This is a genomic window from Bradyrhizobium sp. 141, assembly GCF_023074055.1.
Classification (GTDB): Bacteria; Pseudomonadota; Alphaproteobacteria; order Rhizobiales; family Xanthobacteraceae; genus Bradyrhizobium.
In genome coordinates this window covers 34,437-50,196 of sequence record NZ_JADPKR010000005.1, presented here as the reverse complement: position 1 = coordinate 50,196, position 15,760 = coordinate 34,437, and the positions used below count along the sequence as shown (strand labels likewise).

The 15,760-nt window shown below is 63.2% G+C and carries 15 protein-coding genes; 13 read left to right on the top strand and 2 right to left on the bottom strand.

Going from position 1 to position 15,760, the window contains the following annotated elements; translation table 11 throughout:
- Positions 1-108 precede the first annotated feature (108 nt).
- Together IVA81_RS02035 and IVA81_RS02030 are read left to right on the top strand one after the other, a co-directional pair.
- Positions 109-1,401, top strand: coding sequence for an MFS transporter (locus tag IVA81_RS02035; RefSeq protein ID WP_247311491.1), 1,293 nt, complete (start codon positions 109-111; stop codon positions 1,399-1,401).
- Between the two features lie 47 nt (positions 1,402-1,448).
- Positions 1,449-2,453: a hypothetical protein gene (locus tag IVA81_RS02030; protein WP_247311488.1), complete on the top strand. Its 1,005-nt coding sequence runs from the start codon at positions 1,449-1,451 to the stop codon at positions 2,451-2,453.
- 81 nt (positions 2,454-2,534) lie between these two features.
- Here the strand turns inward: IVA81_RS02030 and IVA81_RS02025 are convergent, their stop codons facing one another.
- Positions 2,535-3,401 carry a MaoC/PaaZ C-terminal domain-containing protein gene (locus IVA81_RS02025; protein WP_247311485.1) on the bottom strand — a complete coding sequence of 289 codons (867 nt, stop codon included), beginning with the start codon at positions 3,399-3,401 and terminating at the stop codon, positions 2,535-2,537.
- 375 nt (positions 3,402-3,776) lie between these two features.
- Here IVA81_RS02025 and IVA81_RS02020 point away from each other — a divergent pair, with 375 nt between their 5' ends.
- The 5 genes from IVA81_RS02020 to IVA81_RS02000 are packed head-to-tail and all read left to right on the top strand — an operon-like array spanning position 3,777 to position 8,295.
- Complete coding sequence (locus IVA81_RS02020; RefSeq protein ID WP_247311482.1) at positions 3,777-4,634, top strand: branched-chain amino acid ABC transporter permease; 858 nt, start codon at positions 3,777-3,779, stop codon at positions 4,632-4,634.
- Positions 4,631-5,665 carry a branched-chain amino acid ABC transporter permease gene (locus IVA81_RS02015; protein ID WP_247311479.1) on the top strand — a complete coding sequence of 345 codons (1,035 nt, stop codon included), beginning with the start codon at positions 4,631-4,633 and terminating at the stop codon, positions 5,663-5,665. Before IVA81_RS02020 ends, IVA81_RS02015 begins: the two co-directional genes overlap by 4 nt.
- Position 5,666: 1 nt before the next feature.
- Complete coding sequence (locus IVA81_RS02010) at positions 5,667-6,365, top strand: ATP-binding cassette domain-containing protein (protein ID WP_247311476.1); 699 nt, start codon at positions 5,667-5,669, stop codon at positions 6,363-6,365.
- Positions 6,362-7,057 carry an ABC transporter ATP-binding protein gene (locus IVA81_RS02005; protein WP_247311473.1) on the top strand — a complete coding sequence of 232 codons (696 nt, stop codon included), beginning with the start codon at positions 6,362-6,364 and terminating at the stop codon, positions 7,055-7,057. The genes IVA81_RS02010 and IVA81_RS02005 overlap by 4 nt, the downstream gene beginning before the upstream one ends.
- 23 nt (positions 7,058-7,080) lie before the next feature.
- Positions 7,081-8,295: an ABC transporter substrate-binding protein gene (locus tag IVA81_RS02000; RefSeq protein ID WP_247311471.1), complete on the top strand. Its 1,215-nt coding sequence runs from the start codon at positions 7,081-7,083 to the stop codon at positions 8,293-8,295.
- Positions 8,296-8,327: 32 nt separating this feature from the next.
- Here the strand turns inward: IVA81_RS02000 and IVA81_RS01995 are convergent, their stop codons facing one another.
- The gene (locus tag IVA81_RS01995; protein WP_256469287.1) at positions 8,328-9,347 is read right to left on the bottom strand and encodes a zinc-binding dehydrogenase; all 1,020 of its coding nucleotides are present in this window, start codon (positions 9,345-9,347) and stop codon (positions 8,328-8,330) included.
- Between the two features lie 183 nt (positions 9,348-9,530).
- Between IVA81_RS01995 and IVA81_RS01990 the strand changes: the two genes are divergently transcribed.
- Genes IVA81_RS01990 through IVA81_RS01965 form a run of 6 tightly spaced genes read left to right on the top strand, consistent with a single transcriptional unit; the run spans position 9,531 to position 15,760 of the window.
- Positions 9,531-11,189 (top strand): AMP-binding protein, encoded by a 1,659-nt coding sequence (locus IVA81_RS01990; protein WP_247311464.1) that lies wholly within the window; start codon positions 9,531-9,533, stop codon positions 11,187-11,189.
- Positions 11,186-11,947, top strand: coding sequence for an SDR family oxidoreductase (locus IVA81_RS01985; RefSeq protein ID WP_247311461.1), 762 nt, complete (start codon positions 11,186-11,188; stop codon positions 11,945-11,947). Before IVA81_RS01990 ends, IVA81_RS01985 begins: the two co-directional genes overlap by 4 nt.
- 10 nt (positions 11,948-11,957) lie before the next feature.
- Positions 11,958-12,743, top strand: coding sequence for an SDR family NAD(P)-dependent oxidoreductase (locus IVA81_RS01980; protein ID WP_247311459.1), 786 nt, complete (start codon positions 11,958-11,960; stop codon positions 12,741-12,743).
- A gap of 43 nt (positions 12,744-12,786) precedes the next feature.
- Positions 12,787-14,031 carry an acyl-CoA dehydrogenase family protein gene (locus tag IVA81_RS01975; RefSeq protein WP_247311457.1) on the top strand — a complete coding sequence of 415 codons (1,245 nt, stop codon included), beginning with the start codon at positions 12,787-12,789 and terminating at the stop codon, positions 14,029-14,031.
- 5 nt (positions 14,032-14,036) lie between these two features.
- On the top strand, positions 14,037-15,077 hold the full coding sequence (locus IVA81_RS01970; protein ID WP_256469286.1) for a phosphotransferase family protein: 1,041 nt from the start codon (positions 14,037-14,039) through the stop codon (positions 15,075-15,077).
- Positions 15,074-15,760 carry a nitroreductase gene (locus IVA81_RS01965; RefSeq protein WP_247311448.1) on the top strand — a complete coding sequence of 229 codons (687 nt, stop codon included), beginning with the start codon at positions 15,074-15,076 and terminating at the stop codon, positions 15,758-15,760. The genes IVA81_RS01970 and IVA81_RS01965 overlap by 4 nt, the downstream gene beginning before the upstream one ends.

Here is a 15,760-nt window from a genome sequence, read left to right as displayed (position 1 = left end):
TGCGAAGCCTCGGAGCTGAAGGCGAAGCGCCTGCATTCCGGTTGGCCTCGGCAACCGGCGAGACGAGCGTGGTGAACTGCCAACCAACAAAGCGTCGCGGGAGAGACAATGACGACGATAACTGGCGTAAGTCCAATCGTAGCCGTAGACCGCCTCTATACCAAAATCGCATGGCGGATCGTCCCGATCCTCATTCTGATCTTCTTCTTCGCCAATCTGGACCGGGCCAACGTTGGATTTGCGGCCCTGCAAATGCGGCAGGAGCTGGGTTTCAGCAATGCTGCCTACGGCCTCGGCGCCGGCATTTTCTTCCTCGGCTATTTCCTGTTCGAGATTCCAAGCAACGTTGCGCTGCAGAAAGTGGGCGCCAAGATCTGGTTTGCCCGCATTGTTCTAACTTGGGGCATTGCTACAATCGGATTGGCCTTCGTGACGGATACGACCTGGTTCTATGTTCTGCGCTTCGTCATCGGCGCGGCTGAAGCCGGGACCGCGCCGGGGGTCATGCTCTACCTGTCGCAATGGGTGCCGGATAGCCAGCGCGGCCGCTTCAACTCTCTTTATTGGGTCTCGGTGCCGATCGCCTTCGTCGCGGCGGGGCCGCTTTCGGGTCTGATCATGACGCAGTTCCACGGCGCGGCCGGATACTCCGGCTGGCAATGGCTGTTTGCGATCGAAGGCGGTCTGACAGTGCTTGTCGCGCCACTCATTCTCTTCGGCCTGGCCAACGATATCAAGGATGCCAAGTGGTTGACCGACGATGAAAAGCGGGTGGCACAGGATGCCGTCACTACGCTCGCGAGGACGGCCGATGCGCACACCTATAGGGATGCGCTGCGGAAGCCGGAGACGCTGCTGGCCTGCCTGGCCTATTTCTTCCTCCTGATCGGCTATTATGGCATCGCATTCTGGCTGCCGCAGTTGATCAAGCAGGCCGGGATTTCGGACACGATGACGATCGGCTGGCTGTCCGCGCTGCCCTGGTTCGCCGCGGGCCTCTCGGTCGTTTTTGTCGGCCCGTTTTCGGATGGCCCAGGACGAAGAGGTGCGGTGCGGACGATTGCCATTCTGGTGACCGGGATCGGGTTCGGGATGAGCGCTTATTTCAGCGCCAGCATTCCGTTATCGCTGTTCGGCCTGACGATGGCGGCAGTCGGTATCCTGTCCGCTTCGACGGTGTTCTGGGCCAACCTCGCGCGCATCTACATCGGTGGGGCGGCCGCAGTTGGCTTCGCAACTATCAACTCGATCGGAAATCTCGGAGGTTTCGTCAGTCCTTACATGCTTGGCCTGATAACTGACGCGACCGGTTCGACCGTCCTTGGCATGTACGCCATCGCGGCCAGTGTCGCGATCTCTGGTGTACTCATGTCGGTCTGCTTCAAAAAATCCGATGCGTAAATCCTGGTCCGGATGACTTAACGGGCTGAAAGCGAAGGACGAGTCCAATGATCACTGCGCAAGATCTCGAATATCACTTCACAGACAAGGATGACTACACCTGGGGAGAGACCTACTACCTGCCCGTGTCCATTCCCGAGGAGCGCGTCTTTGGCCACATTTACGTCTGCGTTCGCCCTGTCCTCGGGTGCATGCAGAATGACGTCCGTTTCATCGGAGCCGTCAGTGAGACCGAATTCGAAGCGTTGTATGTCGACACTCGCTTCCACCTTCCGGCACCGGAACGATTTTCGCATATTCACGGTCCGAACGGACTGAGCATAAAAGCTATCAAGCCGCCCCGCGACTATCGCATTGATTATGTCGGACGCGAGGGCACCGAGTTGCACATGGACATCATCGGGATCATGGATCCCTTTGATATCCACGATCCTGACCAAAATCCACTCGCCGGCAAAACCGAGCAGGAACGCCTGGCGCGGACGTCAATGGGCAGCGGCTACAAAGGTCATTACGACATGCACGGCCGCTTCAAGGGCACCCTGAAATTGCGAGGCAAGGAGTACGGGATCGATATCGTCGACAGAATGAACCACAGCTGGGGTCCGCGGCCGGAACTGGAGATCCCGCCGATGAACTCGCTTTGGGCGCAGTTTGGCGAAGCCCTGGGATTTCGCTTCCACATGCACCTCGATCCCGAGAAACCCTCTGGCGAGGATCAACGCTTCGCCCATGGCTATCTGCTCGAGAATGGCGAGGTCATGGCGATCATGAATGTCGAGATGACGATGACGCGGCTGGGCATTACCCCGATTGTCATCGATGCCCTGGTCACTGACCAGCGCGGCCGGAAACATCAGTTGCGCGGCGTTCCTCTTGCAGGCGCGCCCTGGCGCGCCTACGGCAATGCGATCTGCTGGATCGGCTTGATCAGGTGGGAGCTCGACGGTCGGATAGGTCACGGCTCCGCACAGGAAAACCATTCGCTTGCCGTCGATGCCCGCTTGCGCGGGCGCCGTTGGACCGACCGCATTCCCGCGATCACCAGTTGACGAGGAAGGCGGCCGTTCGGCTGCTGCGGTCGCTCGGATCGTGGGAGTGGGGCAAGGACGATGATGCTTGGACTAGACGCGTTAACGATCGAAAAGCCGACATTCACCTCGATCGAGCAACATCACCTGTCGGTCGAGCGCCCACGCCCGAAACCGAATTGCCTCGTCTGTTTCGAACAAGTCGATCCGGATCGTGTCGCCGGGAAAGGCAGGTGCGATAAATCGCGCCGCCAGCGTGCTGATCCGCTCCGGGCGCCCCGGCGCATAGCGCTTCAGGATGGCGCGGCAGGCAAGGCCCAGCGTGTTCAAGCCGTGCGAGATCGGTCGATCGAAGCCGGCTTCGCGAGCGATCGCGGGGTCTGCGTGGATGGGCATGTAGTCGCGGCTGACAAGGCGGTACAACAAGGCCGCCTGCGGCGGCGTCCGGTACGTGACGCTGGTGCTGGGCTTTGAGTTGCCATCAATTGGCGCGATCGCGACGGGCGGCAAGCCATGGTTTCCGCAGCCGCCGTCGCCGCGGAGGAAGTCCGTCGCACACAGGGTGGCAAGTCGCTCGCCGCTGATGGCGTCGAACAATTCGGTATCGAAGTAAAGCAGGGCGCCGCGCATCGGTCCCTTGTCCTCGACGGCGCTGATCCGATGGTTGGCACGAATGGATCCGCCGACGGGCAGCGGGCGGTGCAGCGTGAGGCGCTGCTCGCCATGCAAGACCTTGGTCCAGGCAATTCCGGTTTCAGGTTCGGCGATCCATAGCGGCGGCCAGCCGAGCGTCACGCCCATGCTGGGTACGGCGCGTTGATCGCGGCCCTCGTAGACGTAGGGCAATTCGTCCTCGTCGAGGGGATCATCGCCCATGCCCAGGCCGAGCGCGTAGAGCGCGCAATCGCGCCAATCGTAGGATTGATGGATCGGCGCGAAACGCCGCGCGACAACATGGTCAAGGTTCATCGGGGCTCCTGGCAATGCAAGCTGGACGTGGCGGTCGCGACGCAAGATTCAAAAACCGTTGTGCTGCGTACGAATATTGGCAAGCGCTCCTCGGACAAGGCGCCGGCCAGTACGAGATGCCGCAGCGCACGATCCCGATTTGGATTTGCGGGAGACACCAGTGTATGATAAGCCAGTGTACTAATCGAGCATCGAACTCGAGATTGTCCGACAGGACAGGGAAACGCTGAAGGCCGGCACGGAGCGAGATCGAATATCCGCTGCGGATGCCGAACGATGGCAGGAGGGCCCTTTGCGAGGTCAAGCGCGCAGGCTGGTGGCGCATCGGACGGGCGTGTGCGGCTCGGCGATGCATCATGACAGGGCAATACCGTCGTGATCGCGCTTCTGATCGCGAACTCGCTCGCGCTCGCCTCGCTGCTGATCATGCTGTCGAGCGGGCTTGCCCTGATCTACGGTCTGCGCGACGTCATCAATTTCGGTCACGGCGCGATCTACATGCTCGGCGCCTATCTGGGCTATACTATCGCCACCGTCGGCGGATTCTGGCTGGCGCTGCTGCTCGTTCCGATCATGCTGGCGCTGCTCGGGATCGCATTCGAGTATCTGGCACTGCGGCCGTTGCAGCGGCGTTCGCACATCGAAGTGGCTTTGGTCACGCTCGGCCTCGGCATCATCGTCGGCCAGATCATCATCTACCTCTACGGCGGCGAGGCGCGCAGCGTCGACGCCCCGAAGATCCTTTCGGGATCGGTCACCATCCTCCACCTGTCTTACCCCGTCTACCGCCTCTTCCTGATCGTGATGGGACTCGGCTCCTGTGCGCTGCTCGCGTTGTGGCTCCGCGCGACACCGTCGGGGCTGTATGTGCGCGCGGTCAGCCAGGATCCTTCGGTCGCGCGCATGATGGGCATCAATGCCGATCGCCTCAGCCTGCTGGTGACGAGCCTCAGCACCGCCTTTGCCGGTATCGCCGGAGTGCTGGCCGGGCCCTATTTGTCGGTCGATCCCGGAATGGATGTCGTCATGATCGTGAACTGCCTGATCATCGTGGTGATCGGCGGCACCGGCAGCATCGGCGGCGCAATCGTTGCGGCTCTGCTGTTCGGCTTCGTTCAGGTCGCGGGGTCGGTGTTCCTGCCCAATCTCGCGGCACTCGTACCCTACATCCTGCTGATGGTCGTACTGCTGATCGCGCCGGGCGGCATCGGACGCGGGAGGGTGCTGAGTTGAGCAACGGCACGATGACCGACGACTTGCATGCACCTGTGACGACAACGCTCACCGGTCCGCTCCCGCGGCGATCGCTCGCAATCGTCGCTGGACTGATCGGGCTCGGTGCCGGCGCTGTCGTTCCGACCTATCTCGCCAGCGATTTCGTGCTCCGTCTGGGCAGCGAAGGTCTGCTGTTGGGCTTGTTGGCGCTGAGTGTCGCCTTCCTGATGAACCAGGCTGGACTCGTGGCGCTTGGGGCTGCCAGCGTTTATGGGGGCGCCGGATATCTGTTCGCGATCGGCATGAGCGATTGGGGCCTGACGCCGACGGCGGCATTGGGCGTCGCATTCCTGATTCTTCTCGGCTATGTGGCCATGCTCGGCGCATTGATCGTCCGAACCAACCCGCTTGCCTTCATGATGTTGACGCTCGCCGCCGGCGAGATGATCAGCCATGCCGTTCTGCTCGAGGGATTGCGCGACTATACCGGCGGCGCGGATGGACTGGTCGTACGGATCAACGGAACGGTTCTCGGCATCGACGCGATCCATTTTGCCGATCCGGCGAAGTTCTGGTCGCTCGCTTGGACCGTGGCCGTCCTGGTCGGGTTGGCGCTATGGGGCGTCGGACGGTCCCGTCTCGGCGCGGTGCTCCGCGCCATCAGGGAGAACGAGGAGCGCATGCGCTTCTCGGGTTTCAACACCTTCCTGCCCCGGCTGACCGGCTATGTGCTCGTCAACCTCGTGGCGGCGATCGCCGGCTTCCTCCATGTGCTCAATGCCGGCTTCGTGTCGCCCGAGAGCCTGGGATTGTCGGTCAGCACCAATACGCTGGTCGCTGCACTGATTGGCGGCATCTCCGGCTCGCTCGGCCCGATTTTCGGTGGACTGCTCTTCTCCTTTGCACAGGATGAGTTCGGCGCGCGCGGGCTCACGCAGCTTCTCACCGGCGTCGCCATCGTCGTCTTCATCGTTGTGTTCCCGCAGGGTGTTGTCGGCGGGCTGTCAGGTCTGTCGAGGCGGCTCGGCTGGCGGCGGGAGGGGTCCTGACATGCTCGCGATCGAGAAATTGTCGGTCAGCTATGGCTCGGTGCGGGCGCTGAGCGACGTCGATCTCGAGGTGCGCGGCGACGGCCTGCTCCACGGGATCATCGGCCCGAATGGCGCCGGAAAATCCACGTTGCTCGATGCGATCTGCGGCCGGCGGCGCCCGACGTCGGGACGCGTCCGCTATTGCGGCGAGGATATCACGCAGCGTTCGATCAGCTGGCGTCGCCGACAAGGCATGGCACGATCGTTTCAACGTACGAGCGTCTTCCAGAATCTGACCGTGCTCGACCAGCTCAAGCTCGTCGCCCAGCATCTCGGCGACGACCAGCTCGATGACGTCATTGAGGTCATGGATCTCGGTGGCTATCTCGAGCAGAAGGCCGGGCGTATCGCTTACGGCGTGCAGCGCCGGGTCGACGTCGCACTGGCACTGATCGGGCGCCCCCGTCTTTTGTTGATGGATGAGCCGGGAGCCGGTCTGTCGGCTACGGAGACGCTGCGTCTGTTCGGGCATGTGCGCGACCTCGTCCGCGAGCGCGGGATCGCGGCTGTCGTGGTCGAGCACGACGTCGATGCGGTGTTCGCTTGCTGCGGCATGGTCACTGTGCTGGATCTCGGAAGGCATCTTGCGACAGGAACGCCCGAAGCCATCCGCGCCGACCATCGCGTCATCGCGGCGTATCTGGGGACCGCAGCATGAGCGCGCTCAAAATCCAGTCGCTGTTTGCCGGCTATGGCGCCTCGACCGTGCTGCGCGGCATCGACCTGACGGTCGAAGAGGGCGAGTCGGTCGCGCTGGTTGGCCGCAACGGCGCCGGCAAGTCGACGCTGCTGCTCTCCGTGTTTCGCGAGACCAACATCCTGTCCGGCGAGATCTGGGTTCGCGACCGCCGGATTGACGGCCTGCCGGGCTACACGGCCGCCAAGCTCGGCGTGTCGATCGCGCCGCAGGGACGGCGCATCCTGCCGAACCTCACCGTCAGGGAGAACCTGCTGCTGGGCCGGTCGACCGGCAGAGCGGGCCATTGGACCTTGAAGACGATCTACGAGCTGTTTCCGGTGCTCGAAGAACGCGCCGATCGGCTGGGTACGATGCTGAGCGGCGGCCAGCAGCAGATGCTGGCGATCGGCCGCGCCTTGATGGCCAATCCGAGCCTCATTCTGCTCGATGAACCGTCGGAAGGTCTTTCACCCGTGCTGATCGATGGGCTGGTCGACACGCTCAACGCAATCCGTAGCGCCGGAACCGGCGTGCTCGTGGTCGAGCAGCATCTGAGCCTTGTCAAACGAGCCACCGATCGGTTCGTCATCCTGGCGAAGGGCGAGGTCGTCGGGTCGGGCGCGATCGCGGCCATTGGCGCATCGGAAAACCAGGCGCTGATGGCGCTTTAGCAGAAAAACGGAGGAGGGCGGAAATGACATCATCCATGGGTTCGGCTTTCGGGGCGCTGCGCGCTGCGACCATCGGTACCGCAATGGCTTTGGCCGTCAGCACCGCGGTCCTGGCCGAGGATACGGTCAAAATCGGCGTGCTCCTGATCGACAGTGGACCGCTCGCCGGCCTGAAAGACACCCAGGTCAAGGCCGTCAATCTCGCGATCGAGCAGATCAACGCGGCTGGAGGCGCGGCGGGCAAGAAGCTGGAAGCGACCTTCATCTCCTATCCCGGGACGCCCGACACGGCTGTGGACGGCGCCACCCGCGCGGTTCAGAAGGACGGCGCAATGTTCATCACCGGCATGGACACCTCGGCGGTGACGCCGGCGCTGCAGGCCAAGCTTCCGGCGCTGAAAGCCCTGATGCTGGAGGTGATGGCCAATGCCGACGGTCTCACCGGAAAGAACTGCTCGCCGAACTATTTCCGGGTCAATGCCAACGATTCCATGATCATGGGGACCTTCAGGGAATTCTTGAAGGATCAAGGCATCAAGAAGTGGGATATCATTGCGGTCGACTACGCCGCCGGCCGCGACTCCGCGGACAAGTTCAAGGCGCTGGTGACCTCTCAGGGCGGAACCATCGGCAAGACCCTGTTTTCGCCAAACGGGACACCGGATTTCGGCACCAAGATTTCGGAGCTCGGTGCCGATCCGGCCGATGGCCTGTTCGTCACGATCTTCGGAAGCGACGCGATCAATCTCGCCAAACAGCAGCAACAATTCGGCCTGTTCAAGAAGTACAAGATGGTGCTCGGCAATTCTTTCGTGATTCCTCAGACGCTGCCGGCGCAAGGCGAGACCGTTCTTGGCGTCTACCAGAATATCGGCTTCGTGGCCGGCTTTCCCGGCGCGCAGGCTGAAGCCTTTGTGAAGGCCTACAAGGACAAGTATAACGGCGAGCTTCCGCCCTACACCAGTGCCGACCAGTATGCGGCGATCCAGCTCATCGCCGCCGGGCTTCAGAAGGCGAACTCGACCGACATCAACGCGGTACGCGCGGCGCTGTCCGGCCTCAAGACAGAGACGGTGCTTGGTGATGTGGAGGTACGCGCGGGCGATCATCAGACGGCACGGCGGATGGCGATCAGCCAGATCGTGATGGGACCGGAAGGCAAGCCGGCCTACCAGATCAAGAAGATCGAGCCGGGAGCCGACATCATTCCGCCGGTCGATCCCGCCTGCAAGATGTGACGCCGATCTCGTCTTGCTCGTGGCGTTTGAGGCTACGCCACGAGCGACACTTTGCCGAACTGCCCTCCGGAGGCAAGACGCGCGAGCGCCGACGGAACGTCGGCCATCTTGAACGAGGAATCGATCACTGGCCTAACCAGGCCACGATTGAATACGTCGAGCAGTTGACGGAACTCTCCGACGCTGCCACCCGTCGAGCCATAGATTTCGAGTTGGCGGATGAACACCCGCTGCAGGTCAGCTGGTGGATTGGATCCCGTCGTGGCGCCGCAGGTGACGAGGCGGCCACCGCGGCGCAACGAACGCAGCGATACCCCCCAGCTTGCTTCGCCGACACTGTCGATCACCATGTCGACACCACCTCCGCTCATCTGCTGGATGGCGGCCGATACCTTGTCGCGCCGATAGTTGACGCCGCCATCTGCGCCCATTGCGACGGCTCTGGCGATCTTCTCGTCGCTGGAGGAGGTGACGAAGACGCGGGCGCCGACCAGCTTTGCGAGCTGCAGGCAGGCGACAGCGACACCCCCGCCGACGCCGACGATCATGACGCTTTCGCCGGGTTGCAGCGCGCGCTTGCCGAACAGCATGCGCCAGGCGGTGAGATGGCCGGTCATCAAGGCGCCCGCCGCCGTCAGATCCGCATCGTCGGGAAGAGAAAAGAAGCAAGGGCTGGGCATTGCGATGTAGTCGGCAAAACCGCCATGGCGGTGCTCGCCCATGATCTTGACGTTTTCGCAGAGCGGCTGGTCGCCGGCCAGGCAGTAACGGCATTTGCCGCAAAAGGCCTCGGAGAAAAGCACAGCCTTCGCCCCCACCTTCAGCCCGCTGCCCGGCGCAGCTTCCACGATCTCGCCGGCGGCTTCGACTCCCATCACCTGCGGCAACACATGGCTGATGCCGCTGCCGTTGTCGCGCATGTAGAGATCGACGCGATTGACGGACGCAGCGGCAACTTTGAGCACGGACTCGCCCGCTGCCGGCACGGGATCGGAGAAATCGCGCCAGACCACGCCGTCCGGGCCGCGTCGTTCCAGGACTGCCGCTTTCATGCTTGCCTCCCTCTTGCCTTCGCAGGTCACAAAACTGATGCACTAGATCACGAAACGAGAATCAATAGATCCAGCACCAAGTCGGAACCAGCCAAATTGCTGTTGCAGTCGGCGTCAAATATCATACACTAGCGCACTAATATGCCGTCAAGCGCATTGATCAAACGTCATGGAGGCAACGTCATGAGCGAGCATCGTTTCGATCCCGTGGCCCATGCGCGCGCGATGCGTGCCAGCGGATTCTGGGTCGACAAGAGTTTCGACGAGTTCCTGCAGCAGACAATAGCCGCCACGCCCGACAAGCTCGCCTTGATGGCGGATCGCGCCGATCGCGATACGCCGAAGCGCCTGAGCTATGCCGAGCTCGGCGATCTGGTCTCCTGCGCAGCCGCATCAATGCGGCGCCTGGGTGTCGGTCCAGGCGACGTCGTATCGGTTCAGCTGCCGAACTGGTGGGAGTTTGCCGTCATTGCTCTGGCAGCGTTCCGGGTCGGCGCCGTCGTCAATCCCCTGATGCCGATCTTCCGCGAGCACGAGCTCAACTACATGCTCGGTTTTGCCGAGACGAAGCTGCTGGTCGTGCCCAGGCTGTTCCGCGGCTTCGATCACGAGGCGATGGCGCGCTCGCTGCAGCCGGGACTGCCGAAGCTCGCACACGTCATCGTGGTCGACGGCGAGGGCGCAAGTGGCTTCGAACAGGCTCTGCTGTCCGGCAGCGAGCGTCTTGGGCCGCCACCGGCCGGCGAGATCGGCGCGTTGTCGGCCGACAAGATGGCCGTGCTGATGTTCACCTCGGGAACCACCGGATCGCCCAAGGGCGTCGTGCATTGCCTCAACACCCTGATGGGCTGCTGCATCGGACTTGGCGGACGCTTCCGCCTCGATGCCAGCGATACGATGCTGGTCTGCTCGCCGCTCGGACACATGACCGGCTTTGCCGCCGGCATGCTGCTCGGACTGAAGATCGGTGCGACCGTGATCTTCCAGGACATCTGGGAGCCTAAGCGCGGCGTCTCGATCATGGCCAGGGAGGGTGTCACCTATTCGGCCGGCGCCGCTACGTTCCTGGCCGATATGTGCGAGGCCGTTGCGGCGGGCGCCGCGAAGCCCGCCGAGCTGCGCAAGTTTCTCTGCGCGGGGGCCCCCATCCCGCCCGCACTGATCGATCGCGCCTATCGGGAGCTCGATCTCAAGGTCTGCTCGCTCTGGGGCATGACGGAGTCGCTGGCGAGCACGCTGACCGAGCCCGAGCGCGCGCTGGAGAAATCCTCGAAAACCGATGGGCGTCCCGTTGAGGGCGTCGCGGTCAAGGTGTTGCGCATGGATGGCTCGCCGGCTGCGGTCGGAGAGCGCGGGCTGCTCAAAGTCCGCGGCGCGCAGATGTTCCTCGGCTACTACAAGCGGGAGGACATGGAGCCGTTCGACGCCGACGGCTGGTTCGATACCGGCGACATGGCCTATATGGACGACGAGGGCTACATCCGGATTGATGGCCGCATCAAGGACATCATCATCCGCGGCGGAGAAAACGTTCCCGTCTTCGATATCGAAAACCTGATGTTCAAGCTGCCGTCCGTGCTCTCCGTCGCGATCGTCGGCTATCCGGATCCGAGGCTCGGGGAGCGGGCCTGTGCCTTCGTCGTTCTGCGTCCTGGCACGACGCTCGACCTGGCCACCGTGCAGGCGCACATGGCCGAGCACAAGGTCGCCAAGCAGTATTGGCCGGAGCGCATTGAACTCGTTGCCGACCTGCCGAAGACGCCGGCCGGCAAGGTGCAGAAGTATCATCTTCGCGAAATCGCCAAGGCGTTCGCCGAGCCGGCCCAGAAGGCGAGCGCATGAACGCACGTCTGAAGGACCGTGTCTGCGTCGTCACGGGCGCGGCGCGCGGCATCGGCTTTTCCATCGCCGAGCGGTTCGGTCAGGAGGGCGGCCGGCTGGCCTGCGTCGATATCAGTGCGCGCCGCCTCGAGCCTGCAGTCGGCCGACTGAAGGACATGGGGTTCGATGCGCGGGGTTACGAAGTCGATATCGGGCAGCGCGAGGCCGTTCACGCGCTGTTTGCCCGCGTCGAGAGTGAGTTCGATGCGGCGGTTGCCGTGCTCGTCAACAATGCCGTGTTCGCGCGGTTTGAGCCGTTGTCGGAGATCGCGGTCGAGACAATGGAGCGGATGTTTGCTGTCGGCGTGCATGGCTTGATCTGGGCCATGCAGGCCGTGGTACCGCAGATGGAGCGGCGCGGCGGCGGCGCGATCGTCAATCTAAGCTCGGTGTCGGCGTTTCATCCAGCCAAGGACTCCATCGCCTATTCCGCGCTGAAAGCCGGCGTGGTTGGGCTGTCGCGCGCCTCGGCCGTCGAACTGGCTGCGAAGAAGATCCGGGTCAATGTGATTGCGCCCGGCATGATCGGAACGCCCGCCTCGATCGCGCAGTTCGACGAGGCCACGATCGCGACGCGCCAGGCCGAGATGCCGGCCGGGCGCTTTGGTGCGCCAGAGGAGATCGCGGCGCTGGCGGCGTTCCTGGCCAGCGACGATGCAAGCTACATCCAGGGTGCGGTCATCACCGCCGACGGTGGTTGGACCGTTCCTGCAAAATAGGAGAAGGCCCATGAAGCGGCTCGAAGGCAAGCGCGCGGTCGTCACCGGCGGCGGGAGCGGCATCGGCCGCGCCAGTGCCATCCGCTTCGCGCGCGAGGGGGCGTCGGTCCTGGTGGTCGGCCGCGCCGGCAACGCCGAGGAAACGGCTGCCGCGATCCGGGCCGAGGGCGGGATCGCGTCCGCGATGATCACCGACGCGGCGGTCGAGGAAAACGTGGCTGCGATCGTGTCACGCTGCGTCTCGGAGTTTGGTGGTCTGGAGGTTTTCTTCGCCAATATCGGCGTGACCGGAACCAATACGCCGCTGCTGGAGCAGACGGTGGAGGAATGGTCCGAGGTCTATCGCATCAACACGATCAGTTGCTTTCTCGCCATCAAATATGCCGGCCGCCACATGACGGCGCAGGGCTACGGCTCGATCATCCTGACCTCGTCGGCCGCATCGCTACGCGCCAACGCGGGTGCCGTCTCCTACAGCGCGAGCAAGGCCGCAGTGAACAATCTGGCGCAGACGGCGGCCAATGCCTTTGCCGGCACCGGCGTCCGCGTCAACGCCGTTCTGCCCGGTCTCGTCGAGACCCAGCTGACGCGTAAGGTGTTCGAGGACGCGCGTGCGCGCGGCGTCGAATCCAAGCTCGGTCACGTCACACCGCTGAAGCGCCCGGGACGTTCCGAGGAGATCGCGGCGGCGGCCGCATTTCTGGCGAGTGACGATTCCTCCTACGTGGATGGGCAGCTGCTGTCGGTCGACGGCGGCGTCAGCAGCACTCATCCTTACGGCCGGATCGCGCTCTAGCAGCCAGTGCAGCTCAACAAGAATAGAGACAGGAGAGGCGCCCGTGGATTTCGAACTCCCGAAGGAGATCACCGACAAGCTCGCGGAGCTCGATGCGTTCATCGAGACCGAGATCAAGCCGCTCGAACGCGACAACATCAAGTTCTTCGATCACCGCCGTGAGAATGCCCGGACCGATTGGGACAATGACGGCCGTCCTCGCGATGAGTGGCGGGCAGTGATCAGCGAGATGGAGCGTCGTGCCGACAAGGCCGGGCATCTGCGTTACGGCCTGCCGAAATCATGCGGCGGCCAGGGTGCGTCGAATCTCGCGATCGCCGCGATCCGTGAGCATCTCGCGGCCAAGGGCCTTGGCCTGCACAACGATCTGCAGGATGAATCGTCGATCGTCGGCAACTTTCCGATCATCCCGGCACTGGCTGACTATGGGACCGACGAGCAGAAAACCTATATCGAAGGCATCATCACCGGGACGAAGCATCTCTCCTTTGGCTTGACCGAACCGGGGCATGGCAGCGACGCGACCTGGCTCGAGACCACGGGCGTGCGCAACGGCAATCATTGGGTCATCAACGGCCGCAAGCGCTGGAACAGCCAGGTCGCGCGCGCACACGCCAATCTGATATTCGCGCGCACCTCGGGCAGGCCGGGAGAGGCCAAGGGCATCACCGCTTTCGTCGTGCCGACGGATACGTCAGGCCACAACGTGCTGTACAATCACTGGACCTTCAACATGCCGAGCGACCACGCGGAGACGGAGCTCGTCAACGTGCGCGTGCCCGACAGCGCGATCCTGCATAGGGAAGGCGAGGGCCTCGTCGTCGCGCAACGCTTCGTGCATGAGAACCGCATCCGCCAGGCGGCGGCCAGCGCGGGCGCCGCGCGCTACTGTATCCAGGAGGCCGTCAAATATGCGAGGTCGCGCGTCGTGTTCGGCGAGCCGCTCGCGAAGAAGCAGGCCGTGCAGTTTCCGCTCGTCGAGCTTTGGGCGGAATACCAGATGCTGCGGAATTTCATCTTCCGGACCGCGTGGCAGATGGATCGGCAGAATCCGCTCACGATCAGCGACATGGTCTCGATCTGTAATTTCCGTGCCAACCGGCTGTGTTGTGAGGCGGCTGACCGCGCGATGCAGGTCCATGGCGGCATGGGCTACAGCCGCGCACTGCCTTTCGAGCACATTTACCGCCATCATCGCCGCTATCGCATTACGGAAGGAACCGAGGAGGTGCAGATGCGCCGGGTGGCGCAATATCTGTTCGGCTTCAGCGGCAAAAGCGCGAGCTGAGCGTGATGAGTGCGCATGCGAGCAACGACGGTCCGGATTTCGACCTGCGGCGGCTCGATTCCTATTTGAGGGAATGGCTCGGCGGATCTGCCATCACGCATGTGACCCGTACCAGCGGCGGAATGTCGAACCCGACCTACTTCGTGACGCATGGCGATTGGCGGGCCGTGCTGCGTAAGCAGCCCAACAGCGTCCTGATGCCGTCGGCTCATGCCATTGACCGCGAATATCGGGTGCTCACGGCCCTTCAGGATAGCGCAGTCCCGACCCCCAAACCGTTCCGGTACTGCGAAGACCGGGAGGTGCTTGGTACGCCCTTCTACCTGATGGAATGGCTGGAGGGGCGTGTCGTCTACGACTATGCGTTGCCGGGATTTTCGCGCGAGGAGCGTACCGCCTGCTATCGCTCGATGTGCATGACCCTGGCGGAGATTCACAGGCTCGATTTCGCAGGGCTCGGTCTCGGCGACTACGGCAGGCCTGGAAACTATTTTGCGCGCCAGCTCAATCGCTGGTCCAGGCTATGGAGCGAATATCGCCGGGGCGATGACGATAATCCGGCACTCGACAGGATGGTGCTCTGGCTGGGCGAACGCGTGCCGGCGAGCGAGACCCTTGCATTGTGTCATGGGGATTTCCGGATGGCGAATGTGGTCTTCCATCCGACCGAGCCTCGCGTGATTGGTGTGCTTGACTGGGAATTGTCGACACTCGGCCATCCACTCGTGGACCTTGCCTTCAACAGCCAGGCCTGGCGCATGGCGCCGGACGAGAACGGAGGACTGCTCGGGCTGCGGCTCGACGAGATGGGTATTCCGGACGAGCAGCAGTACCTGGATCACTACTACGAATGCGCTGCGGCAACCGAGCGACTGACAGTCTTCCATCAGGTCTTTGCCATGTTCCGCGGCGCGGTCGGCAGTGCCGGCGTAGCGGCCCGGGGCGATCTCGGCAACAACGTCCTGCCCGATGCAGCGAAGGTGGGACGCCGTCTCGCGCGCGCCTATGCGACACGCGGGATGGCGCTGATCGAGGGTGAGCCATGAGCCTGCCGGAGCGACCGATCATGACGATCGACGAGGCGATCCGGCTGAGGCGGTCCGTGCGCGGATTCCTGCCGCGCGAAGTGCCGGACGCGACGCTGCGGGAGGTTTTCACGCTCGCGCAACACGCTCCGTCGAACTGCAACGTACAGCCGTGGACGCCGCACGTCGTATCAGGAGAGAAGCTTGGACGCCTTCGTGAGGCGCTGGTCGCCGCCGGGATGCGCGACGAGCCGATCAAGCCGGACTGGCCGGCCGACGGAAAATTCGCCGGCATCTATCGCGAGCGGCGGGTCGGCGCGGCGCGGGCGCTCTACGGCGCCATGGGCGTTGCGCGGAGCGATACGGTGGGACGCAAGCTCGCTTATATCCGCAATCATGCGTTCTTTGATGCGCCACATGCCGTGTTCATCTTCATGCCGGAGCCGTTCGACACCCGCGAGGCAACCGACATTGGCATGTATGCGCAGACGCTCATGCTGGCGCTGACGGCACGAGGAATTGGCTCCTGCGCACAGGGCGCACTCGGTCTGTTTCCCGACATCGTCCGTGAGCAGCTTGGGGTCGCCGCCAGCCACAAGCTGCTGTTCGGAATCTCGTTTGGCTATGAGGATCGCGACGTCAAGGCCAACGCCGCGCGAGTCGATCGGGCCGGGATTGTCGACGTCGTGCACTTTCACCGCTGA

What these genes read in the sequence shown, in the direction of transcription:
- IVA81_RS02035 (WP_247311491.1), top strand. Translation starts at nt 109, where the DNA reads ATGACGACGATAACTGGCGTAAGTCCAATCGTAGCCGTAGACCGCCTC.
- IVA81_RS01990 (WP_247311464.1), top strand. Translation starts at nt 9,531, where the DNA reads ATGAGCGAGCATCGTTTCGATCCCGTGGCCCATGCGCGCGCGATGCGT.
- IVA81_RS01995 (WP_256469287.1), bottom strand. Translation starts at nt 9,347, where the DNA reads ATGAAAGCGGCAGTCCTGGAACGACGCGGCCCGGACGGCGTGGTCTGG.
- IVA81_RS02025 (WP_247311485.1), bottom strand. Translation starts at nt 3,401, where the DNA reads ATGAACCTTGACCATGTTGTCGCGCGGCGTTTCGCGCCGATCCATCAA.
- IVA81_RS02030 (WP_247311488.1), top strand. Translation starts at nt 1,449, where the DNA reads ATGATCACTGCGCAAGATCTCGAATATCACTTCACAGACAAGGATGAC.
- IVA81_RS01980 (WP_247311459.1), top strand. Translation starts at nt 11,958, where the DNA reads ATGAAGCGGCTCGAAGGCAAGCGCGCGGTCGTCACCGGCGGCGGGAGC.
- IVA81_RS01965 (WP_247311448.1), top strand. Translation starts at nt 15,074, where the DNA reads ATGAGCCTGCCGGAGCGACCGATCATGACGATCGACGAGGCGATCCGG.
- IVA81_RS01985 (WP_247311461.1), top strand. Translation starts at nt 11,186, where the DNA reads ATGAACGCACGTCTGAAGGACCGTGTCTGCGTCGTCACGGGCGCGGCG.
- IVA81_RS01970 (WP_256469286.1), top strand. Translation starts at nt 14,037, where the DNA reads ATGAGTGCGCATGCGAGCAACGACGGTCCGGATTTCGACCTGCGGCGG.
- IVA81_RS02000 (WP_247311471.1), top strand. Translation starts at nt 7,081, where the DNA reads ATGACATCATCCATGGGTTCGGCTTTCGGGGCGCTGCGCGCTGCGACC.
- IVA81_RS02005 (WP_247311473.1), top strand. Translation starts at nt 6,362, where the DNA reads ATGAGCGCGCTCAAAATCCAGTCGCTGTTTGCCGGCTATGGCGCCTCG.
- IVA81_RS02010 (WP_247311476.1), top strand. Translation starts at nt 5,667, where the DNA reads ATGCTCGCGATCGAGAAATTGTCGGTCAGCTATGGCTCGGTGCGGGCG.